Source organism: Lentibacillus cibarius, assembly GCF_005887555.1.
GTDB lineage: Bacteria > Bacillota > Bacilli > Bacillales > Amphibacillaceae > Lentibacillus > Lentibacillus cibarius.
On sequence record NZ_VCIA01000001.1, the window covers coordinates 2,262,064 to 2,282,505 of the forward strand.

Annotated in this window: 28 protein-coding genes and 2 tRNA genes; 20 read left to right on the top strand and 10 right to left on the bottom strand. The window is 40.8% G+C overall.

What is annotated here, in order from left to right:
• Positions 1-47 precede the first annotated feature (47 nt).
• The 7 genes from FFL34_RS11055 (at position 48) to tsaD (ending at position 4,547) form a co-directional block, all read left to right on the top strand.
• Positions 48-124: transfer RNA gene (locus tag FFL34_RS11055), tRNA-Met, on the top strand.
• Positions 125-270: 146 nt separating this feature from the next.
• Positions 271-347, top strand: a tRNA-Asp gene (locus FFL34_RS11060).
• Positions 348-936: 589 nt separating this feature from the next.
• The gene (gene thiL / locus FFL34_RS11065; RefSeq protein WP_138603490.1) at positions 937-1,911 is read left to right on the top strand and encodes a thiamine-phosphate kinase; all 975 of its coding nucleotides are present in this window, start codon (positions 937-939) and stop codon (positions 1,909-1,911) included.
• A 4-nt stretch (positions 1,912-1,915) separates the two neighbouring features.
• Positions 1,916-2,371, top strand: coding sequence for a tRNA (adenosine(37)-N6)-threonylcarbamoyltransferase complex ATPase subunit type 1 TsaE (tsaE, locus tag FFL34_RS11070; RefSeq protein WP_138603491.1), 456 nt, complete (start codon positions 1,916-1,918; stop codon positions 2,369-2,371).
• 19 nt (positions 2,372-2,390) lie between these two features.
• Positions 2,391-3,089 (top strand): tRNA (adenosine(37)-N6)-threonylcarbamoyltransferase complex dimerization subunit type 1 TsaB, encoded by a 699-nt coding sequence (tsaB, locus tag FFL34_RS11075; protein WP_138603492.1) that lies wholly within the window; start codon positions 2,391-2,393, stop codon positions 3,087-3,089.
• Position 3,090: 1 nt separating this feature from the next.
• Positions 3,091-3,540, top strand: a complete 450-nt coding sequence (rimI, locus tag FFL34_RS11080) for a ribosomal protein S18-alanine N-acetyltransferase (protein ID WP_138603493.1) — start codon at positions 3,091-3,093, stop codon at positions 3,538-3,540.
• Complete coding sequence (tsaD, locus tag FFL34_RS11085; RefSeq protein ID WP_138603494.1) at positions 3,537-4,547, top strand: tRNA (adenosine(37)-N6)-threonylcarbamoyltransferase complex transferase subunit TsaD; 1,011 nt, start codon at positions 3,537-3,539, stop codon at positions 4,545-4,547. Before rimI ends, tsaD begins: the two co-directional genes overlap by 4 nt.
• Before the next feature lie 270 nt (positions 4,548-4,817).
• Here the strand turns inward: tsaD and FFL34_RS11090 are convergent, their stop codons facing one another.
• Positions 4,818-6,737, bottom strand: a complete 1,920-nt coding sequence (locus FFL34_RS11090; RefSeq protein ID WP_138603495.1) for an ABC transporter ATP-binding protein — start codon at positions 6,735-6,737, stop codon at positions 4,818-4,820.
• A gap of 140 nt (positions 6,738-6,877) precedes the next feature.
• Between FFL34_RS11090 and moaC the strand changes: the two genes are divergently transcribed.
• Together moaC and FFL34_RS11100 are read left to right on the top strand one after the other, a co-directional pair.
• Complete coding sequence (gene moaC, locus FFL34_RS11095; RefSeq protein WP_138603496.1) at positions 6,878-7,372, top strand: cyclic pyranopterin monophosphate synthase MoaC; 495 nt, start codon at positions 6,878-6,880, stop codon at positions 7,370-7,372.
• A 2-nt stretch (positions 7,373-7,374) separates the two neighbouring features.
• A complete protein-coding gene (locus FFL34_RS11100) occupies positions 7,375-8,013 on the top strand; it encodes a redox-sensing transcriptional repressor Rex (protein ID WP_138603497.1) in 639 nt (212 codons plus the stop codon).
• Between the two features lie 47 nt (positions 8,014-8,060).
• Here FFL34_RS11100 and FFL34_RS11105 read toward each other — a convergent pair whose 3' ends face one another.
• Together FFL34_RS11105 and FFL34_RS11110 are read right to left on the bottom strand one after the other, a co-directional pair.
• Positions 8,061-8,258 (bottom strand): YdiK family protein, encoded by a 198-nt coding sequence (locus FFL34_RS11105; RefSeq protein WP_138603498.1) that lies wholly within the window; start codon positions 8,256-8,258, stop codon positions 8,061-8,063.
• Between the two features lie 64 nt (positions 8,259-8,322).
• A complete protein-coding gene (locus FFL34_RS11110) occupies positions 8,323-9,030 on the bottom strand; it encodes a CPBP family intramembrane glutamic endopeptidase (RefSeq protein WP_138603499.1) in 708 nt (235 codons plus the stop codon).
• A 260-nt stretch (positions 9,031-9,290) separates the two neighbouring features.
• On the opposite strand from FFL34_RS11110, the gene groES reads away from it, so the two are divergent.
• Positions 9,291-9,575 carry a co-chaperone GroES gene (groES, locus tag FFL34_RS11115; protein ID WP_138603500.1) on the top strand — a complete coding sequence of 95 codons (285 nt, stop codon included), beginning with the start codon at positions 9,291-9,293 and terminating at the stop codon, positions 9,573-9,575.
• Positions 9,576-9,627: 52 nt separating this feature from the next.
• On the top strand, positions 9,628-11,259 hold the full coding sequence (gene groL / locus FFL34_RS11120; RefSeq protein WP_138603501.1) for a chaperonin GroEL: 1,632 nt from the start codon (positions 9,628-9,630) through the stop codon (positions 11,257-11,259).
• Positions 11,260-11,345: 86 nt separating this feature from the next.
• Here the strand turns inward: groL and FFL34_RS11125 are convergent, their stop codons facing one another.
• The 7 genes from FFL34_RS11125 to FFL34_RS11155 form a co-directional block, all read right to left on the bottom strand.
• Positions 11,346-11,732, bottom strand: a complete 387-nt coding sequence (locus FFL34_RS11125) for a tyrosine-type recombinase/integrase (protein WP_325053273.1) — start codon at positions 11,730-11,732, stop codon at positions 11,346-11,348.
• A gap of 345 nt (positions 11,733-12,077) precedes the next feature.
• Positions 12,078-12,278: a hypothetical protein gene (locus tag FFL34_RS11130; RefSeq protein ID WP_135111881.1), complete on the bottom strand. Its 201-nt coding sequence runs from the start codon at positions 12,276-12,278 to the stop codon at positions 12,078-12,080.
• On the bottom strand, positions 12,275-13,027 hold the full coding sequence (gene istB / locus FFL34_RS11135) for an IS21-like element helper ATPase IstB (RefSeq protein ID WP_135111882.1): 753 nt from the start codon (positions 13,025-13,027) through the stop codon (positions 12,275-12,277). The genes FFL34_RS11130 and istB overlap by 4 nt, the downstream gene beginning before the upstream one ends.
• Positions 13,027-14,577 carry an IS21 family transposase gene (istA, locus tag FFL34_RS11140; RefSeq protein ID WP_135111883.1) on the bottom strand — a complete coding sequence of 517 codons (1,551 nt, stop codon included), beginning with the start codon at positions 14,575-14,577 and terminating at the stop codon, positions 13,027-13,029. The genes istB and istA overlap by 1 nt, the downstream gene beginning before the upstream one ends.
• A 133-nt stretch (positions 14,578-14,710) precedes the next feature.
• On the bottom strand, positions 14,711-15,556 hold the full coding sequence (locus FFL34_RS11145) for a site-specific integrase (RefSeq protein WP_234031479.1): 846 nt from the start codon (positions 15,554-15,556) through the stop codon (positions 14,711-14,713).
• Complete coding sequence (locus FFL34_RS11150; RefSeq protein ID WP_138603502.1) at positions 15,531-16,010, bottom strand: ImmA/IrrE family metallo-endopeptidase; 480 nt, start codon at positions 16,008-16,010, stop codon at positions 15,531-15,533. The genes FFL34_RS11145 and FFL34_RS11150 overlap by 26 nt, the downstream gene beginning before the upstream one ends.
• A gap of 124 nt (positions 16,011-16,134) precedes the next feature.
• A complete protein-coding gene (locus tag FFL34_RS11155) occupies positions 16,135-16,512 on the bottom strand; it encodes a helix-turn-helix domain-containing protein (RefSeq protein ID WP_138603503.1) in 378 nt (125 codons plus the stop codon).
• Positions 16,513-16,683: 171 nt separating this feature from the next.
• Between FFL34_RS11155 and FFL34_RS11160 the strand changes: the two genes are divergently transcribed.
• From FFL34_RS11160 to FFL34_RS11200, 9 genes are all read left to right on the top strand, one after another.
• On the top strand, positions 16,684-16,899 hold the full coding sequence (locus FFL34_RS11160) for a helix-turn-helix domain-containing protein (protein WP_138603504.1): 216 nt from the start codon (positions 16,684-16,686) through the stop codon (positions 16,897-16,899).
• Positions 16,900-16,943: 44 nt separating this feature from the next.
• A complete protein-coding gene (locus FFL34_RS11165) occupies positions 16,944-17,255 on the top strand; it encodes a hypothetical protein (protein ID WP_138603505.1) in 312 nt (103 codons plus the stop codon).
• A gap of 49 nt (positions 17,256-17,304) precedes the next feature.
• Positions 17,305-18,111 carry a phage replisome organizer N-terminal domain-containing protein gene (locus FFL34_RS11170; protein WP_138603506.1) on the top strand — a complete coding sequence of 269 codons (807 nt, stop codon included), beginning with the start codon at positions 17,305-17,307 and terminating at the stop codon, positions 18,109-18,111.
• Positions 18,112-18,123: 12 nt separating this feature from the next.
• Positions 18,124-18,903, top strand: coding sequence for an ATP-binding protein (locus FFL34_RS11175; RefSeq protein ID WP_138603507.1), 780 nt, complete (start codon positions 18,124-18,126; stop codon positions 18,901-18,903).
• Position 18,904: 1 nt separating this feature from the next.
• The gene (locus tag FFL34_RS11180) at positions 18,905-19,087 is read left to right on the top strand and encodes a hypothetical protein (protein WP_138603508.1); all 183 of its coding nucleotides are present in this window, start codon (positions 18,905-18,907) and stop codon (positions 19,085-19,087) included.
• Between the two features lie 102 nt (positions 19,088-19,189).
• The gene (locus FFL34_RS11185) at positions 19,190-19,393 is read left to right on the top strand and encodes a hypothetical protein (protein ID WP_138603509.1); all 204 of its coding nucleotides are present in this window, start codon (positions 19,190-19,192) and stop codon (positions 19,391-19,393) included.
• A 12-nt stretch (positions 19,394-19,405) separates the two neighbouring features.
• Entirely contained in the window at positions 19,406-19,633 is a 228-nt protein-coding gene (locus tag FFL34_RS11190) for a hypothetical protein (RefSeq protein ID WP_138603510.1), read from the top strand.
• A 52-nt stretch (positions 19,634-19,685) separates the two neighbouring features.
• Complete coding sequence (locus tag FFL34_RS11195) at positions 19,686-20,108, top strand: hypothetical protein (RefSeq protein WP_138603511.1); 423 nt, start codon at positions 19,686-19,688, stop codon at positions 20,106-20,108.
• Positions 20,101-20,346: a hypothetical protein gene (locus FFL34_RS11200; RefSeq protein WP_138603512.1), complete on the top strand. Its 246-nt coding sequence runs from the start codon at positions 20,101-20,103 to the stop codon at positions 20,344-20,346. Before FFL34_RS11195 ends, FFL34_RS11200 begins: the two co-directional genes overlap by 8 nt.
• The last annotated feature ends 96 nt before the right edge of the window (positions 20,347-20,442 follow it).

The window sequence follows — 20,442 nt, forward strand, 5'->3', positions numbered from 1 at the left end:
TCATACTCTTATTTAGTTTTTAGGGTGTAAATTACCCCTTGTTATATCGCGGGGTGGAGCAGTCTGGTAGCTCGTCGGGCTCATAACCCGAAGGTCGCAAGTTCAAATCTTGCCCCCGCAACCAAAATTATTCAATTAACTACACCGAGTAGTCATCAATGTTAATTGAATATCAATAGTACTTTATGAGTGCAATCAAAAATAGTTTAATTTATTTTTTAAGTAAGCATCTCACTAGCTGACAATAGCTGTAGTATAACATTATTATTAGGTCCGGTAGTTCAGTTGGTTAGAATGCCTGCCTGTCACGCAGGAGGTCGCGGGTTCGAGTCCCGTCCGGACCGCCATACTAAATGCGAACATGATTTCCGGGGAGTGGAAACATGTTTTTTTAATATGAAGAACATAGTGTCATAAAGGCTGCAAATAAATAAATACTGTTTATATAGAGACGTTAAAATGAAATACATAACGATACAGCCGTTTCGATTCATAAAGAAACGGTTTTGTTGTATCTAGGAAATGATAGATTTGGATTGCTGCGGACAGCTTAGGCCCCAAACCAGCCACGCCAGATTGACGCACAAGACGTGCCAATGCAGGCATTGCGACTGGACGTCGCGGTTTTAGCCTTCGGACGCACAGGACGTGCCAGTGAGGGCGCCTATATAAGACGTGACGAACTTAGTCTGTTCTTCCAATCTTCAAACTGATGATTAGTAGGACAGGTAAGGTTATATATCCTGTACATGCGTGATAAATTAAGATGGAATGCTTTTTCTTTTTCTACTTCGTTTGCTATTATAAAGTTAACGTTCACCAACATTTTTAATGTTAAAAGATGACCTTACAAGAAATCTTCGGTACACGATACGAGCTGAGATAAAGGGTCAAGGTTTCCGAAATAGGTAAAATAAACGATATGGTGGTTTGCACATGGATGAGTTTACTTTTATTGATCAGATAAAGCAATCGTTGTATAAGCAGCCAGCGTTGGTAAAAGGTATCGGGGATGACGCGGCAGTTTTTCGTCAATCAGCGCAGGATATCGTTACAGCTGCAGATACATTAGTAGAAGATGTCCATTTTTCCAGGGCATTGATGGACGCTTTTTATATTGGCTACCGAGCACTGGCGGCAAATATAAGTGATATAGCTGCAATGGGGGCAGCACCGGCCTTTTACCTAGTATCAATCGTCATTCCGGATCCTTGTTCTGATGAAGAATTGAATGATATATACAAGGGTATGTCTTATGCGGCGTCTGACCATCGCATGGATTTAATTGGTGGTGACACAGTTTCCGGCAATGAGCTATCCATTGCCATCACGGTCATTGGCTTTGTGAATAGGAAGCAAGCGCGGCTTCGGAGCGCGGCAGAACCTGGTGATGTTTTGTTTGTGACAGGTACATTAGGGGACGCTGCTGCGGGGTTTCATATTTTGAACAGTAACAAGTTCTATAAAGACAGTTCATACTACATGGATAGACACCGTATGCCACAGATTAGATCAGCTTTTGCTAAACAGCTGGAGCCATTGACTAGGGTCGCACTAAATGATATAAGTGACGGGCTTGCCAGTGAAGCAAATGAGATTGCCGAGGCTTCGCAAGTCAGTCTGACCATCTATGAGAATCAACTTCCTGTCAGGGATTCCTTTGAGCAGTTTTCTGAAGAAGAGCAGCATAAATGGAAATTATATGGTGGGGAAGACTTTGAACTGTTAGGTGCTGTTCCGGAAAGTGAGTGGGAACAGCTAAAAAGCATTGCTGCGAGAAACAGCACACCGCTGACTGCAATCGGATATGCTAATAATAGGGAAAATAAGGATCATCATGTATGGTTAGTGGATGATAGCCATACACCTAAACGTCTACTGAAAAAGGGGTATACCCATCGAAGCAGGTGATGATATGGACGATTATCAAATAACAACACACACGGATAATGAAACTGAACGGCTTGCTGAAAAACTTGCATCGCTTTTGAAACCAGGTGATGTCGTTACGTTAGAAGGTGACCTTGGGGCAGGAAAAACAACGTTCGCAAAAGGGATTGCTCATGGCCTGGGTGTTAAGCGCACGGTAAATAGCCCGACGTTTACTATCATTAAAGAATATGAAGGGGAGCTTCCTTTTTACCATATGGACGTCTATCGGCTAGAGGACAGTGATGAAGATATTGGTTTTGATGAATACTTTAACGGTGATGGTGTTTGTGTTGTTGAGTGGGCACATTTTATTAAGGAGCACCTCCCTGAAGCATATTTGAATATAACCATCACTTATGCTGATGAACATACACGTGTGCTGACACTTTTCCCCGGGAATGCACATTTCAAATCAATTGCAGCCGAGTTGATCGGTTGATGGCAAGGAGTTACTGGCAATGAATATATTAGCTATAGATACATCAAATCAAGCGATGGGTGTGGCGGTGCTGAAAGACGGACGGCCCTTAGGCGAGTTCATGACAAACATAAAGAAGAACCATTCGGAACGGTTGATGCCGGCAATCGTTCATCTAATGCATGAGGTGAATATGACACCTGTCGACTTGGATAGAATCGTGGTTGCAAAAGGTCCTGGTTCTTATACAGGGGTACGCATTGGTTTGACAACGGCAAAATCAATGGCATGGTCGCTCGACATTCCTGTTACGGGTGTTTCCAGTCTGGAAGTACTTGCCTGGCAGGGACGTTTTTATGATTCGTATATATGTCCATTTTTTGATGCACGGCGCGGTCTTGTTTATACAGGGCTATACCGGTGGCAAGAAGGGATACTTGTACCGGTAGCGGATGAGAGGAATATAGTCATGGACGATTGGCTGCATAAGCTGGCGAATATGCAACAAGAAGTACTGTTTGTAAGTCCGGATATGCAATTACATCAGGAACGAATTTTGGAACAGATGGGAAGCCGGGCAGTTATTCCCCACGGGACTTGCAACGTGGCGAATCCATCCCATTTAGCATTGGCTGGACAACAGAAATCACCAGATGATACACATATGCTGGCCCCCAATTATTTACGGTTGGCGGAAGCGGAAGCAAAATGGCTAAAAAAACAGAAGGAAGACAAGTAAAATGGCTGAACTGGTTATTCGTAAAGTAAACAGTGCTGATATAGATGACATCGTGGACGTGGAGCAGGCTTCTTTTTCATCGCCATGGCCAAAGGAAATTATGTTGCAGGAAATAGTCGATAATCACCATGCTCACTATTACGGCATGTTTCTGGATGGGCAGATGATTGGGTACGCAGGGATGTGGCATGTTATTGATGACGCACAGATTACAACGATTTCTGTTATTCCGAGTTTTCGGGGGAAAAAGCTGGGCGAGAAGTTATTTTTATATGTGATTGAACAAGCTATGTATATGGGAGCGAAACGCCTTTCCCTTGAAGTCCGTGCATCCAATACCACTGCCCAACGCATGTACCGGAAGTTTGGACTCGTACCGGGTGGCGTCCGCAAAAATTATTATACAGATAACCAGGAGGATGCCATTGTTATGTGGGTGGATTTATCATGAATAATGATAGGTATATAGTTGGAATAGAAACGAGCTGCGATGAAACAGCTGCTGCAATTGTCAAAAATGGCCGGGAGATCGTTTCCAATGTGGTTGCATCGCAAATTGATAGTCATAAACGCTTCGGTGGTGTAGTACCTGAAATTGCGTCAAGGCATCATGTTGAGCAAATGACGATCGTTCTTGAGGAAGCGTTCAAACAGGCTGACATGACATGGGAGAAAATAGATGCAGTTGCTGTTACAGAAGGCCCGGGCCTCGTCGGAGCATTATTGGTGGGGGTTAATGCTGCTAAAGCGCTGGCGTTTGCCAAACAAAAGCCGTTGATTGGTGTGCATCATATTGCTGGCCATATCTATGCGAATCGATTTGTTTCGGAATTTGAATTTCCGCTGCTCGCATTGATCGTCTCCGGCGGTCATACAGAACTAGTTCTAATGAAAGAACACGGCAAGTATGAACTGATTGGTGAGACACGTGATGATGCGGCAGGGGAGGCGTATGATAAAGTAGCCCGTATGTTGGAACTGCCATACCCAGGCGGTCCGCAAATTGACAAGCTCGCTAGTAAAGGTGAAGCATCCATTGCTTTTCCACGTGCCTGGCTGGGAGAGGATAGCTATGACTTTAGCTTCAGTGGCTTAAAGTCATCAGTTATCAACACGATCCACAACACCACCCAACGCGGGGAGGATATCAACAAAGAAGCGATCGCTGCCAGTTTTCAGGCAAGTGTTGTCGATGTGTTAACGGCCAAAACGTGGAAGGCTGCACAGGCCTATCGTGCCAAACAGGTAATTGTAGCTGGCGGTGTTGCAGCAAATAAAGGACTCCGTGATTCGCTGACTGCTAAATTCAGTGGGTCAGGTATTCCACTTTTGATACCGCCGTTAAATCTTTGTACAGATAATGCTGCGATGATTGCCGCAGCTGGATTTGTAAATTTTGAACATGGCAAACGGTCTGGCTGGGATTTGAATGCTAATCCATCATTACCGTTAAAGTGAAATGTCCACAGCGTCCTTGAAGGGCCTGTGGATATTTTTTGCGAAAGCATATTAATTGGGATGTGTGTATGTGGATGGATTGTGTGGATAAGTCCGTGTTTTTCTGTGGATAATGTGGGTAACTAAAAAAAACACTGCTAAATAAGTTACCTCATATACGTTAACTTGTGGATAACCTGTGCATTGCTATTTTTGAGCGGTCTTCATCACCTGTTGATATAGTGGGAAAATATAAAAAACCCGCATGATTTAGCATCACACGGGCTACCTTTAATCCTCCTCTTGCAGTTCGGTCCACTCTTCCATTAACGAGTCAATTTTTTGTTTCAGCTGATTGGTTTCTTCCGTTAGTTCAAGTGCTTTTTCATGATCTTCATAGATGTCTGGTTCGGCCATTTTCTGTTCAAGGGCAGTCAATTCCGTTTCGTGCTGTTCAATGACCGCTTCCAGTTCTTCAATGCGGCGTTGGATCTTCCGCCTCTCCCGCTGCTGCTGCTTGTTTTCATGGAATGTCGTCTTTCGATTTCCTTGTTGCACAGAAGATTCCTCTATCTCCGTTAACCTCTTGATCTCTGCCTCTTCTTGTTTTTTCTCCATGTAGTAGTCGTAATCACCTAAGTAAATGGTTGCCCCTGTATGTTGCATTTCTACTACTTTATCGGCCAGCCTGTTAATGAAGTACCGATCGTGGGAAACGAATAGAATCGTTCCGGGAAAGTCCATTAAGGCACCCTCAAGCACTTCTTTACTGTCAATGTCCAGATGGTTGGTTGGCTCATCGAGAATGAGGAAGTTGGCATTTTGCATCATGAGTTTCGCTAGTGATAAGCGGGCCTTTTCGCCACCGCTAAGCGAATGGACAGGTATCAGGACATCTTCACCCGAAAATAAAAAATTCCCTAAAACGGTACGGATATCCTTCTCATCGGTGTCCGGGTATTCATCCCATAGTTCGTCCAGCACCGTTTTGGAAAGGGTTAGTTGCTGCTGTTCCTGATCATAATAGCCAATCTCTACATTGGTGCCGAGATTGATAGTGCCTGCAGAAGGCTGAACTTGTCCGGTTATCGTTTTTAGTAACGTTGTTTTACCGACACCATTCGGGCCAGTTAACGCAATGCGCTCACCGCGGTTAGCATGAATCGTGACGTTTTGAAACACTGGATCATTCTCATATTGAAAGCTGAGCTGATCAATCTTCAATACATCATTTCCACTTGTTCGGTTGATCCGGAAAGTGAAAGAGGCCGACTTTTCGTCCCCTTTAGGCTTGTCTATACGTTCCATCCTTTCCAGCTGTTTCCGGCGGCTTTGGGCACGCTTTGTTGTCGATGCACGGACAATGTTCTTCTGAATGAAATCTTCCATCTTTTTAATTTCGTTCTGCTGTTTTTCATACTCCTTTAGTTCCTGTTCGTAATCGAGTGCACGCTGGTTTAAGTAATGGCTGTAGTTCCCGTTATATTTTTTTGATCGATTCCGGGAGATTTCATAAACCACAGCTGCCGTTTTATCAAGGAAATACCGATCGTGTGATACAATGACGATTGCTCCGGGATAGCTTCCTAAATATTGCTCCAGCCATGTCATGGTATCAATGTCCAGATGGTTGGTCGGCTCGTCTAATATTAGCAGATCAGGCCTTTTAAGCAGTAGCTGCCCGAGAGCGAGCCGAGCTTTTTGTCCACCGCTCAGTTCATTAACCGGTGTATCATATGGAATGTCACCGAAATTCAAGCCTGTCAAAACTGCTTTAATATTTGCCTCATATTCGTATCCGCCGTCCTCCTCGAACTTTTGCTGCTTTTTGTCGTAATCTGCGAGCAGCTGTTCATAATTCGTATCTGACAGAGAAGCCGTCTGTTGCATTTTTCGCTCCATTTGTCTTAAATCCTCTTGCTGCTTTAACAAATGATCGAAAACCTCCAACATTTTATCCCAAATCGTTTTATGGGATTCAAGGCTGGTGTGCTGCGTCAAATAGCCAATGGTAAGATTTTTCGGTTTGAATAGCTCGCCACTATCATGGGAAAATTCCCCCGCCATTATTTTTAGTAAGGTTGATTTACCGGCACCGTTTCTCCCAACAATAGCAATCCGGTCATTTTCTTTAATCTCCAATTTTATATTCGCTAAAATTTCATCAGCCCCAAATGATTTGGAAACATCATTAAGCTGCATTAGTATCATGATTTTTCACCTCATTCATCATGTGTCTATCGTATCATGAATTGACTGGGTAATCATCATGTGAAATTCATCACGACTTTTTTGTGTTTTTTTGTTAGAATGGATAAAGGATTACTTACAAATTAGATGGAGTTGAGCAAATGTCTGAATTCACACATTTTAACGAACAGGGCAGGGCAAGAATGGTCGATATTAGTGAAAAGAAGGAAACAGAACGAACGGCTACTGCTGTCTCAAGTATCCAATTAACAAAAGAAATATATGAAAAGATAAATGCGGGAACAATGAAAAAAGGAGATGTATTGGCTGTCGCTCAGGTAGCGGGAATTATGGCAGCCAAACAGACGTCTGACTGGATTCCGATGTGTCACCCGCTGCAATTGAAGGGAACGGACATTACGTTTGACTGGAAAATAAAAGATGGCGTTTATGAACTGCAAATCGCAGCATCCGTTAAAACAAAAGGTTCAACCGGTGTAGAAATGGAAGCTTTAACAGCAGCGTCAGCGACAGCGCTTACAGTTTACGATATGTGTAAAGCACTTGATAAAGGAATGATTATCGGTCAGACGTATCTTGTTACCAAAACCGGCGGAAAATCAGGTGAATATCATCGGGACAACAAGGGGGACTGACAGTGGATAATAGTAAAATACCGCAAGCGACTGCTAAACGACTACCACTTTATTACCGGTTTTTGAATAATCTCAACCATCAGGGAAAGAAACGTGTATCTTCAAAAGAGTTGAGTGATGCAGTTAAAGTGGATTCCGCGACGATTCGTAGGGACTTTTCCTACTTTGGTGCATTGGGAAAAAAAGGGTATGGCTATAATGTGGAATATTTGCTTGGCTTTTTCCGGAAAACACTGGATCAGGATGAACTGACCAACGTCGCTCTTATTGGGGTAGGAAACCTCGGAACGGCTTTTTTGCATTACAACTTTATGAAAAATAACAATACAAGAATCATGATGGCATTTGACGCGGATCCGAATAAAACGGGTACAAACAGTGACGGTGTACCGATTTATCATATCGATGATCTTGAAGAAAAAATGGGAGATGTACGAGTAGCGATTTTGACCGTTCCCTCTAATGCGGCGCAAGAAATCACAAATAGGCTGGTGGAATTTGGAATAGACGGAATTCTTAATTTTACGCCCGCAAGAATAACAGTCCCATCCGATGTTCGTGTTCATCATATCGATTTAGCAATTGAACTACAGGCACTCGTTTATTTTCTGAAGCATTATCCATTAGCTGAGGATGAATAAAAAGCCGATACTGAAGTATAAAAAAGAAGCAGTGCAACCGTTTAGCACTACTTCTTTTTCCTTTTTATTTTGAGATGGATAATCATCATCCGGATTCCGACACCAATGTCAAGTGTTGCAATAATTGCAAGTATAATCGTCGGAAAGTTCCAGACTGATCCGTCCGTAATGCGTACGGCAATGCTAACGAACAGTGCTCCTACAAGAAAATATATCATTGCCATCGATTTCGGTGTCATTCGCATAATAATTATTACCCCTTAGAAATGATAAGTCTCAGCTAAAAAGAATGCATGTAATAGCCGGGTTTTATGGTGTCAGTGCCATCACAATAGTCTCCAGTTGCTTTTGCAAATCTTCCAGATCCAATGCAAGCGATAAAATTACGGATATGGAATTTAAGCTCATATGAACAATGATAGGCACGATAATACGCTTCGTTTTCACATAAAGAAATGCAAATACAAAGCCCATGGAAGCGTAGACAAGCGTATGCTCAGGTTCTCTATGAATAATGGCGAAGATTAACGCCGACAGTGCCGCTGCAATAAAAAAGTTCGTCCGCTTGTAAAGTTCTCCAAAGATAATCTTCCGGAAAATAATCTCTTCTAATATTGGTGCTATAATAGCTGTAACGATGACAAAAATAGGTGCCACTCGGGTAATGTCCATAATCATTTGGGTGTTTTCCGATTCTGGTTTCACACCTAAAAAAACTTTTTCAATACGCGAAGCAATGCCATTAGCAAGATATGCCATGAAAAGTCCGGCAATAGCCCATAGAATAATTTCCCCCGTTGATAGTCCGGAATCTGCTTGGTTCCGGGTCATTTGCATATCCGGGCGCATGAGCCACAAGACAACGACCAGGCCGGCTATAAAACTGAATACGGACCAATAAATCGAGGCTTCCGTGATTCCTAACGGTGTTAATACGTACAGAAGTGGTGCAAATGCTAACACGGAAAATTGCATAATTATATACGTCAAAATCACATACCAATACCGTCTTGCCAAGATAAAACGACTCCTTTATTTTTTTATTTCTACAGTATATGCTTCAACTCAATTCTTCTATTATAAAAACAGTATTAACTATTTTATCATAATTTCCAAATACCTTATAATAGAATGGCAAGCGTGATGTACTTGAAAATTTTTTAAGAGACAATGCTTGCATTTTTTAGTTGAATTTTATAATATAATAATTGGACTTAGCACTCACTACATTCGAGTGCTAATAAAAAAACTGAAAAGGAATTAAGGAGGTTGTCGGCATGATTAAACCACTAGGGGATCGAGTTGTCATCGAGCTTGTGGAACAGGAGGAAACAACCAAAAGCGGTATCGTCCTTCCTGATTCAGCACAGGAAAAACCGCAAGAAGGAACTGTTGTAGCGGTTGGTTCCGGCCGTACAGCAGACAATGGAGAAAAAATGGCACTTGAAGTCAACGAGGGTGACCGTATCATTTACTCCAAATTTGCCGGAACAGAAGTGAATTACGACGGCAAAGAATACTTAATTATGCGTGAAAGCGACATCCTGGCAGTTATCAGCTAACCACCGGAATGTCAGCAAATAACATATAACAAACTGAGGAGGGCGATTAATCATGGCAAAAGAACTTAAATTTAGTGAAGACGCTCGTCGTGCGATGCTGCGCGGTGTGGACACACTTGCAGACGCCGTTAAAGTCACATTGGGACCAAAAGGCCGCAATGTTGTACTTGATAAAAAATTCGGTTCACCATTGATTACAAATGATGGTGTCACGATTGCTAAAGAAATTGAACTGGAAGACCATTTTGAAAACATGGGTGCACAGCTCGTATCTGAAGTTGCATCCAAAACAAACGATATTGCCGGTGATGGTACAACAACAGCTACGGTTCTTGCGCAGGCGATGATCCGTGAAGGACTGAAAAACGTTGCATCCGGTGCTAATCCGGTAGGTATCCGTCGCGGTATTGAAAAAGCAGTTGAAGTAGCTGTTAACGAACTGAAAGGCATTTCTAACCCAATCGAAGGCAAAGACTCTATTTCCCAAGTTGCTTCTATTTCTTCTGACGACGATGAAGTCGGCAACCTGATTGCTGAAGCGATGGAGCGCGTTGGTAATGACGGGGTTATCACAATTGAAGAGTCTAAAGGCTTCAATACGGAACTGGAAGTAGTCGAAGGTATGCAGTTTGATCGTGGCTATGCCTCCCCATACATGGTAACGGACCAGGATAAAATGGAAGCTGAACTGGAAGATCCGTACGTGCTGATCACTGATAAAAAGATTGGCAATATCCAGGAAGTGCTTCCAGTACTGGAACAAGTTGTTCAGCAAAGCAAGCCTATCCTAATTATTGCTGAAGACGTGGAAGGAGAAGCACTAGCTACACTTGTTGTGAACAAATTGCGCGGTACATTTAATGCTGTTGCCGTTAAAGCACCAGGATTCGGTGACCGTCGTAAGGCAATGCTTGAAGACATTGCTACACTGACAGGTGCTGAGGTTATCACTGAAGACCTTGGACTTGATTTGAAGAGCGCAACAATCGATCAGCTTGGCCGTGCTAACAAGATTGTTGTTACCAAAGACAATACAACAATCGTTGAAGGTGCCGGTGATCCGGAAGCTATTTCCCAGCGCGTATCCCAAGTCCGTGCACAAGCAGAGGAAACAACTTCCGAATTCGATAAAGAGAAACTGCAAGAACGTCTTGCGAAAATGGCAGGCGGCGTAGCAGTTATCAAAGTTGGCGCAGCAACTGAAACTGAGTTGAAAGAACGTAAACTCCGCATCGAGGACGCCTTGAACTCTACACGTGCAGCTGTGGAAGAAGGAATTGTTTCCGGCGGTGGAACAGCATTTATCAACGCACTTAGCAAGATTGGTGAACTATCACTTAAAGATGATGAGGCAACAGGTGCAAACATCGTACTTCGCGCACTTGAAGAGCCAATTCGCCAAATTGCACACAACGCCGGACTTGAAGGATCCATCGTTGTCGAGCGGCTCAAAGGCGAAGAAGTTGGCACTGGATTCAACGCAGCTAACGGCGAATGGGTAAACATGGTTGAGGCTGGTATTGTTGACCCAACTAAAGTTACTCGTTCTGCACTGCAAAACGCAGCATCCGTCGCTGCTATGTTCTTGACAACCGAAGCAGTCGTTGCTGACCATCCTGAAGAAAGCGATGGCGGCGGTGCCCCTGACATGGGCGGCATGGGCGGTATGGGTGGCATGATGTAAATCATCGCCCGTAAACCTTGATTTGAGAGTGTTTATAAGAGGTTTTAAGCCTTTGTAACATTAAAAATGTCACAAGAAAGTAACATTTAATTGAATTTTATTTTGGAAAGGGCGTTTTCGTATAAGTTGCTAACTTTTACGGAAGCGTCCTTTTTCATCTTTTTGGTTACATGTGTGTAGATTTTCAAAGTCGTTTGTGGGTCATCGTGTCCAACCCTTTCCATAACCGTCGCAAGGTCAACACCAGCTTCAGCCATCATGCTTATGTGGGTGTGTCTGAAGATATGGGGCGTCGCCTTTTTTTCAATGTTGGTATATTCCATCAGCCTAGCCATCCTCATCACAATATTTTTTTGTATATAAGGATAACCATTCGCTCGGCAAAAAACGAAATTACCGTCATGTTCCACTTCATAACGATATTTCATTTTGATCTTTTTCTGACGTTTGTAATGTGATTTAATAAGCTGCATAATTGATTACAGCCATCGGAATTTACCACCCTTGCCATCTTTTTTACCACCGTTTGCCAAGGTATTTACCACACATTGCCAGTGTATTTACCAATGGTTGAAAAAGCCCTACAGACCAATGTTTTAAAAGCAGTAGATTTTTTCTGCTTATTAATTGAATATCACCATCGGATATGGCTCACCCTTTATTTTATAGGTGTTGGAGGGCGTAGCTTCGTAATGAGCGTTTGTTTGCGAAGCAAGCTAACGCGAATTAGAAGGAAGCAAGCGTACGCGCGGTAGCCATCTGCACAGTATATAATAATTACAGCCATTGAATAGAGATTACCCAATGGCTGTTTTGATCTATCTAAACTTTTTATCGCCTAATTGCTTATCAATAATCCCGATTGCCCAACCAACCAGTTTATCATAATCTAAATCCTCTTCCTCGGTCCATACGCAGGAGGATAACAGTCTGCTTTCAACTTCAATCCGCACCTCATTAGGTAAATACTTATGAAAAAAATATTTAGCTATACGGTTTTCAACTTCTATGGGGATCATTTGGATCCCCCCAATCCATGACGCTCACGCATGGAAACTTCACCGTCTATCAGAATTTGATAGGAATCATGGATTATACGGTCTAAAATAGCTTCCGCAATTGTTTCATTCCCTAATTTCAGATGCCACCCACTGGGGTCAATTTGGGAACAGAAAATGGTTGAAGCCAATTTATGACGTGCTTCAGTGATTTCGAGTAATATGGCTGCTTCGTCAGGCGTCAAGTCGGTCAGTAACCATTCATCGAGAATAAGCAGATCGACTTTAGTGTATTTTTTAATACATTTCCGATAAGTCCCGTCTGCGGCTAACTTGGCAAGTGTCAGTTCATCCAATAACTCTGGTAGGCGAATGTATTTTACTTTATAAAATTGCCGACAAGCAGATACACCAAATGCAGTCGCTAAAAATGATTTGCCAGATCCGGTGGCTCCTTTTAATATAATGTTGTGGCTATCCTGGATAAAGCTACCGCTTGCTAGCTTTAATATCAGCTCTTTATCCAGTTTGCGATCATCATGGTATTCTAAATCCTCAATACAGGCATTTGAGTTAAGAAAAGTTGCCTGCTTGATCAGCCGTTGAAGCTTATTGCTCTTACGGCGAGAATGTTCCAGGTCGACTAGTAAAGAAAACCGGTCTTCAAAACTCATGTTTTGGAAGTCTTTGTTCAATGCTTGTTCCTTATAAGCTTCAGCCATGCCGTTTAGTTTCATTTCGTGTAATTTTGTCAACGTTTGTTCATTCATTATTGATCCATCCCCTTATAATAAGCAGTTCCACGAGTGAAACCATAGTTGTTTTCTTTCATTTCCGTTTTTCGTTTTAATTCTTGCTCGGCATCGTTCTTTTTATTGTTCTTTAAAAGCGTTTGAAGGCTCTTGACTGTCGGTCTGTTCGTTATCGATGTTATCATTTTACACGCACGCTCTATTTCATATTTGGTATAACGACGCTCTGATTTTTTTAATGAAAACACGGATTGTAATCCCTGTTTTTCAGCTTGAGCCGTATTTAGAATATATTGAACAATATCCAAAGTAAATGGGCCAATGCTTTCAGCCCACTCAATCGCTGCTTCCGGCGTCTGATCTACAAACAGCTTATGATTGTCAGGCATATGATCTCGAATTGTAGCTAATTGACCAAATTTCCCATGTAATCGCTTGTGAGAGGCTATTCGCATATGATTAAAAAAGATCTCGATGAGATTATCTGAAAGTTTTATTTCCACTTCTCGATTGATATACTCATATGGAACAGAATAAAACATGCTCTCAACAGAGACATGGTAATCAGGTCGCACCTTTGCTGTTTTCCATTGAGACATTTTATAAGGTGCATTTGGAAGAGGGGAAAGCGCAAATTTCTCCTCTTCTTCAAACGCTGATAGACGACATCCCTGTTTGCGAGTGAAAGGACGCTGATTAAACTCATCTAATTTCTTCCAAACTTCTTTATTTAATTCATCAATGCTGAAGCATTGTGTGTTTCTTAATGCTGCAATTATCCATGTTGAAATAACACCGACAGAGCCTTCAACACTTGGCTTGTCTTTCGGGGCGCGAACCCGGGCAGGCATAACTATAGTGTTATAGTAATCTGCCATTTCTCTGTAAGTAGGATTTAAAACTAAATCACGCGTTGTATGTTTTGTTACACTCGCTTTCAGATTATCTGGTACTATAATCTGCGTAGATCCGCCAAAATACTTGTACGCATGATTATGGGCCGTTACCCAAGAACTTAAATCCATGGATAAGGTTGCTTCAGCGTATGATAATTGACTGCAAGGCAGAGTCGCAACAAAAATGTAAGCTTTTAATCTCTCTCCAGTATCTCGATCAATAATGGAAGCTGTAGAACCCGCCCAATCAACTTCCATGATTTCACCAGGTTTTCTTCGAATGCGTAATGTAGCCTTATATTTATCCGCATACTTACTGTAATGACGAACAAAGCTACGGTAGGAATATGGAATTTTATGATTCGCACGGCATTCAATTTCATATTCATGATGAAGCAGCGAAAGGGTCACATTAGGCTTCGCTAATTCTTTATGAATGTATTCGAAATCTAATGGCTTTCGACCTGACGCCTCCAACGTCGTCTCTGGATAAAGGAATTCTTCTAACCATTGATCTGACATTTCTTCCTCTAATGGACAAATCACTCCTTTCTTTTTTGCCAGATCAATAACTTCTGTTACCTTCTGGCGAGAGTTGCCTGTACTTACTGAAATGCCCCTAAGGCTAATGCCCTCATCGTGCAATTCCAGTATCTTTCGATAGTGAATCATTAAAAAATACCTCCTATAATCATGTCACACCAAAGGCGTGCTCATTAATTATATAGAAGGTATCGCGTAAGTGGTACATTTATTTGTCATTTGATGGTACATTTCTTGTCATTCGGTGGTAAATAACATGTCACTAGTGGTACATTTTGTTGACCGTAATCAGCATAATTTCAGAATCCACTTCAATCGACCGTATTGACCCATTCGTTTTTGGCGGCGTTAATTCAAATTTGCGCATGTTGTTATCTTCGTTATAGAGTGTTTTTGTAATTCGAACAGTGTTAGTGCTAAAGTTAATGTCAGACCATTTTAATGCACATAACTCTCCGGAGCGCATGCCTGAAAAGGCTAACAGATAGAAACGCTCGATATCTAATTCCTGGCCATTGTCTAAAGTGGCATTTAAAAACTCGTTCAATTCTTCGTTCGTTAAATATTTTTGTTCAATAGGTGCTATCTCAATTTCTTCAACTGTTTTTCGTTTTTTAGGTATAATAACATCGCGATTTGGACTTTCTTTAATAAGCCTATCCTTTATTGCATGCTGAAAAATCATGCCAGCTGATGTGTTCACTCCTTGGACTGTAGTCCGGGCATAGTTTGGCGAAATGTCATTAATGAATTTTTGAAACATGGAATACGTAATCTTTCCAATTGGGCTTTTTGCCATGTAACGGTTTAGTATAGCGACTTCTTTTTCCCGGATCCGTACTGTGCTCCTTTTAACGCCTGTTTGTTTGTATACTTCCAACCAAGCAGCCGCAACTTGATCAAATGTGACGCGTTTTCCTGAATTCTCGTCAATTTTATCTTCTTGAGTTGACCGGACAGCTTTTTTTACACGCTCTTTGGCTTCTCGTTGTGTCTTTGCACGTCGTTTTATTTGTTTGCGCTTTCCTGTTGCAGGATCAGGATCTCCATCGGCAATACACTCCCATTTAACTTGTCCAGATTTAGTTTTGAATTTTTGACAGTACATGATTCATGCCCTCCTTATATAGTTTGTTTTGATACATTTCTAATCGTCTAACAGCGAAATCATATTCAACGTTAAATAAATTCATAATGGTGTCTATCGAGATATAGTCTGTTTTATGTAACATAAAAGTTGGTACGCAGAAATGGTAAGCAAAATGATTGGCTTGCCATTCCTGCATGTCTAAAAACAAACGATGCAAAGTTAGATGATTTCCACAATGCCTCAAATAATGACCAACTTCGTGACCAAATAACTGCCATTCACGCTGCTTTGTCGATTTTTGTATTACTAAATCATTTCCGAAACGGAGACTGAATTTGCCGTAATAAATATTTAAATTAAGCCTCTTAGCAATATTATCAATTATTAATTGTTCTGGTCTATTGATGCGGAGAAACTTGTACAAATTCTGTATATAGTCTTCAAGATGAGTATTAATATAACAACCCTCCACAAGAACATATGTTCTAATTAAATATAAAAATAAAGGTATACAATTATATGTACACCATGTGATTTCCGATTTTCCTAAATTCGCTTATCTTCAGTTACTATAGTCTCCGTATTTGGCTGTAGAATTACTTTTTTCCTTTTTTCCTTTTAAAATGGAGATATTCAATTGTATCAAGCACTTCTCTTCTTTCTTCATCAGACATGTTTTTCCAATTGTTGAACATTAAGTCAGTTTGTGGATCATTTAATAATTCTTTTAGTTCCTCATCAACCCCCTTGATAGGATCGTCTGTTCTTCCATGAAGATAGTCCGTATCAATATCGAATAAATCAGCAATTTGATTAATGATGTCCAGAGGTGGTGTTTTAGTACCACGTTCATAAGCTGTATAGGTGACTCTAGCCACCCCTATTTTCTCAGCAACATATTGTTGGGTCCATTTTTTGTCAGTTTTCTTTAGTTCTTCTCTATAATTTTTTAGACGTTCAGAAAGGACACTCATATATTATCACTACTTTCCACCTACTACCTACATTATAAAGGTTTCTTTCAGTAACTTCATCCTTTGTTCCTAAAAGTATAACAAAAATTATAATTATTGTTGAAAAGTTCCTTTTAGTAACATAATATTATAAGTATAATGTTTCCTTAGGGAACATAAAGGAGGTGCGAAATGAGATTTTGGCTTAAAGAAATTCGGGGTAAAAGGGGATACACCCAAAATGAAGTTTCTTGTTTATCTGAGATTTCAAGAAGTCATTACACTCGTATAGAACGAGGAACAAAAAAGCCCTCTGTTGATACAGCGAAAAATATTGCTAATTCATTGAGGTTTAACTGGGTAAAATTTTTTATTAATGATTGTCCCAAAAAGGAACAAAACGAGTGATGTTATTTGAATTAAAAACTTACATTTTAAGGATGGTGACGAGAATGCCAAGCACAACATTCAGCTCGGAAGAAATACAAACGTTCGTAAACGAAATCAAAAAACAATTGGTGCCGATCCTCGTTGAAGAATTAAAGGAATCAGAATTGCCACCATTGCTAACAAGAAAACAATTCATGGATATTACAGGGGTTGGTCCTACTAAGTGTAATGAGTTATTCAACCGTGGAGATTTCCCAGTCACGAGGGAGTTAGGTCATCCTAAAGTGCCTACAAAGATGTTTTTCGATTGGTTATACGCATCAGCACAGAATGTACAAGAAGTGCGTATGAAGTATCCATACAGCGCCATTTAAAATATATTAAGTAAAGAAACATGTCCCAAACAGGTAAGGAGAGATAGTAATGCAAGATCTGAAATGGATTAAATTAGATATATCTATGTTTGAGGATGAAAAAATTAAATTGATAGAACAAATGCCAGAAGCAGATACCATTCTGATTATTTGGGTGAAATTATTGGCACAAGCAGGGAAAACCAATGCAAATGGATATATTTATTTAAATGAAAATATTCCATACACAGAAGAAATGCTCGCTACGATATTCGGTAGACCAGTTAATACTGTAAGGCTTGCATTAAATGCTCTACGTGAATTTGGAATGATTCACATTGATGAAGATTCTTTTATACACATTACAAATTGGAAAAAACACCAGAATGTTGAAGGGATGGAAAGGGTAAGGCAACAGAATAAATTGAGAAAACAAAAGCAAAGGGAACGTGAGAAAGCTAAACAAATTGAGCAAAAATCCAAAAACGTGACGTCACGTGACAATCACGCAACAGAAGAAGAAGTAGAAAAAGAGAAAGAAGAAGAGAATATATCTACTACTACTAATAGTGCAATCAAATTTTATGAAAAAAATTTGGGGGTCGCCACTCCTTATGAACAAGAATCTATTCTTGAGTGGACAAATGATTTAGGTGGAGGTTTAGTTATTGTAGCCATGAAACGAGCCATTAAACGTAATAAAAAGTCATGGGGATACACCGAGAGAATCCTCAAGTCATGGCAAAAAAACAACATTATCACTGTTGAGCAAGCAAATGCTGAAGAACAAGCATATCGGAGTCAATTTCAGAATCGGACGCGAAAGTCGAGTGATCAGGTAGGGTCAACGAATGATGGTTATAATTATGGATTTTAGGAGGATTTCCTGATGAAAAGTATCAAACAGCATATAACAAGTCCAGAACAAAATCTACTTCAAACGTTTGTGTGTGATGGTTGCCATCAGCACGTGTCACAAACAGAATTAATCATTCCTTCTGGGCCACGTGAAGGGGAGCGAGTCATAGCCAATTACGGATGCAGATGTGAAGATATCAAACTGGCAAAGGCAGCCGAACAAAACTACAGCCAGCTCAAACATCGTAAGCTGATGGCCAGTTTTAATTATTATTCGTTGATAAATGACTCGCTGAAAGAAGCAACATTCGATAACTTTGATTCACTCGACAGCAACTTAAAGCAGGCCAAAGAAAAGGCATTGGCGTACATTCATTCATTTGACCGCAAACAGAATCTCTTATTGACAGGCGATTATGGAACCGGAAAAAGTCATCTATCGATTTCTATAACGAAAGCGTTGATGAAAAGAGACTATGAATGCTTGTTTCTCTCACTTCCAAAACTGCTTACTAAAATCAAGCGAACCTATAATACAAAAGGTGTCACAGAAGATGAGCTGCTAAACGTTATTCAACGTGTGGACTTATTAGTGCTGGATGATATTGGGGCGGAACAACAAACAGAATGGTCGACGTCTAAACTTTTCGAAATACTGGATGATCGCTCAGGTAAAGCAACCGTTTATACGACTAATTTAGATAGCGCTGAATTAAAGGAGCGCGTGAACGAACGTAATTTCTCAAGAATGATGGACAATACAAACGTTATCGTCATGAACGGCTCAGATTACAGAAGGAGGGGTTTTTAAGATGTGGAAAGGCATGAAAAGCGTGATGGTGTTTGACCAGAAGGATAGCCAAGTGGAGACCGACAGGAAATGGCGGGAATGGATGCAACATAAAAGCGCCGTTGGTGACAAATATGTACCAACGGCAGCTGAAACAAGAAAATATCTTAATGAATTGGAAAACAGAAAGCAACGATACGCCTAAATATCAAACTTTCTGATGTCCAAGAAGATATCTTCAATTATACCATGATTAGCTGATATGTGAAATCGTCAAATAAATAAACCTAATACGAGGAGGATTTAGATGCAGGTGATCAATAAAAGTGATGACAAGACATTGGTGGTTCATGCAGGCTATTCGGAAGCACACCTTATGCGAGAAGCGTTATCTTTATACAGGTTGCGGATGGAAGCAATGAATGGAAAAAATAGTGAAGAAGAAAAAATGATAGGTGAGTTGCTGCATGATCTCATGAACCCGGAGCCAGAAAAGAAGATTACTGAATGAAGGGGAATGAAAATGAACATCAATCAGTCTATTCGCGAAGTTAAAAGCAGCTTGAAGTATATGAAAGCCTTGAGGAGAAGGTTGTTTTGGCTAAAAGTCACGAATCCGGGAGCCGGGTTTTACGAGCGCTTGTGTTTAGCAAATGGTTATTCCAAAAATAATATCAAGAATTTAGCAAACGAGTATGGCGTTACGTGTGAAGAAGTCTGCGAGGAAGAAGTGATGGCATGGCAAAGCTGATTAGATGGAAAGCTGTTTGAATGTGATATTTAATGAACGGGGTGAATGTAAAATGACTGACCAACTGCCTAACAAGATCATTCATATGGATCAAATTCGAATCAATCGGGGGATGGAAAAGATATGTAAGTGCAAAAAAAGAAAATACATGCTTGATACACGAAATAGAAGAGTCATGTGCTCAAGCTGCGGGGCAATTATTGATCCCTATGATGCCATGTATGATATGGCATCACGCTGGGAGCAGATGAATGAACAATTGGAATATATGCTTGAACAACGAAAGCGAATTGTTAATTATAAACCATGGTTAAAGACAATACGTCATTTAGAGGAAAAGTATCGAGGAAAAAAGATGCTGCCATCCTGTCCACGTTGTGAAGAACCGTTTTATTTGGAGGAATTGACGACTTGGACCGGACGTAACTTTGCAGATGCGAGAATACGCAAATGGAAGGAAGAGCATTGTGACTGATCACATGGCTCATCAATTAAACGTTTATGAATACCTGGGAAAAGCGTCTGATCCATTGTATATGGCCATCGGTATGTTGCATGGTGAAGAATCGCTATTTATCTCTGAAATAAAGGCAACTGTTCAAGTGAATCAGCATGACCTGTATGAAATGGTCTCTGAATCCAACCATGAGTGTTATTCCAATAAAGAAGATTTATATGATTGTGTCAGTGAGATTTTAAATGACAATTTATAAAGACCTGCGGTGATATGTCAAGAGGAAAATAACTAAATATTCGATTGTCAAGGTTCAATTTTGCGAAAAAAGGCATCAGGAAACTAGACCAGTAAA

Coding starts and splice junctions, on each gene's coding strand:
- istA (WP_135111883.1), bottom strand. CDS start 14,577: ATGATTCACTATCGAAAGATACTGGAATTGCACGATGAGGGCATTAGC.
- FFL34_RS11145 (WP_234031479.1), bottom strand. CDS start 15,556: ATGTACTGTCAAAAATTCAAAACTAAATCTGGACAAGTTAAATGGGAG.
- FFL34_RS11105 (WP_138603498.1), bottom strand. CDS start 8,258: ATGCGAATGACACCGAAATCGATGGCAATGATATATTTTCTTGTAGGA.
- istB (WP_135111882.1), bottom strand. CDS start 13,027: ATGAATGAACAAACGTTGACAAAATTACACGAAATGAAACTAAACGGC.
- FFL34_RS11090 (WP_138603495.1), bottom strand. CDS start 6,737: ATGATACTAATGCAGCTTAATGATGTTTCCAAATCATTTGGGGCTGAT.
- FFL34_RS11155 (WP_138603503.1), bottom strand. CDS start 16,512: ATGAGTGTCCTTTCTGAACGTCTAAAAAATTATAGAGAAGAACTAAAG.
- FFL34_RS11195 (WP_138603511.1), top strand. CDS start 19,686: ATGACTGACCAACTGCCTAACAAGATCATTCATATGGATCAAATTCGA.
- tsaB (WP_138603492.1), top strand. CDS start 2,391: ATGAATATATTAGCTATAGATACATCAAATCAAGCGATGGGTGTGGCG.
- FFL34_RS11180 (WP_138603508.1), top strand. CDS start 18,905: ATGTGGAAAGGCATGAAAAGCGTGATGGTGTTTGACCAGAAGGATAGC.
- FFL34_RS11185 (WP_138603509.1), top strand. CDS start 19,190: ATGCAGGTGATCAATAAAAGTGATGACAAGACATTGGTGGTTCATGCA.
- groL (WP_138603501.1), top strand. CDS start 9,628: ATGGCAAAAGAACTTAAATTTAGTGAAGACGCTCGTCGTGCGATGCTG.
- tsaD (WP_138603494.1), top strand. CDS start 3,537: ATGAATAATGATAGGTATATAGTTGGAATAGAAACGAGCTGCGATGAA.
- thiL (WP_138603490.1), top strand. CDS start 937: ATGGATGAGTTTACTTTTATTGATCAGATAAAGCAATCGTTGTATAAG.
- moaC (WP_138603496.1), top strand. CDS start 6,878: ATGTCTGAATTCACACATTTTAACGAACAGGGCAGGGCAAGAATGGTC.
- FFL34_RS11130 (WP_135111881.1), bottom strand. CDS start 12,278: ATGATCCCCATAGAAGTTGAAAACCGTATAGCTAAATATTTTTTTCAT.
- FFL34_RS11170 (WP_138603506.1), top strand. CDS start 17,305: ATGCAAGATCTGAAATGGATTAAATTAGATATATCTATGTTTGAGGAT.
- FFL34_RS11165 (WP_138603505.1), top strand. CDS start 16,944: ATGCCAAGCACAACATTCAGCTCGGAAGAAATACAAACGTTCGTAAAC.
- FFL34_RS11160 (WP_138603504.1), top strand. CDS start 16,684: ATGAGATTTTGGCTTAAAGAAATTCGGGGTAAAAGGGGATACACCCAA.
- tsaE (WP_138603491.1), top strand. CDS start 1,916: ATGGACGATTATCAAATAACAACACACACGGATAATGAAACTGAACGG.
- FFL34_RS11190 (WP_138603510.1), top strand. CDS start 19,406: ATGAACATCAATCAGTCTATTCGCGAAGTTAAAAGCAGCTTGAAGTAT.
- groES (WP_138603500.1), top strand. CDS start 9,291: ATGATTAAACCACTAGGGGATCGAGTTGTCATCGAGCTTGTGGAACAG.
- rimI (WP_138603493.1), top strand. CDS start 3,091: ATGGCTGAACTGGTTATTCGTAAAGTAAACAGTGCTGATATAGATGAC.
- FFL34_RS11175 (WP_138603507.1), top strand. CDS start 18,124: ATGAAAAGTATCAAACAGCATATAACAAGTCCAGAACAAAATCTACTT.
- FFL34_RS11125 (WP_325053273.1), bottom strand. CDS start 11,732: ATGCAGCTTATTAAATCACATTACAAACGTCAGAAAAAGATCAAAATG.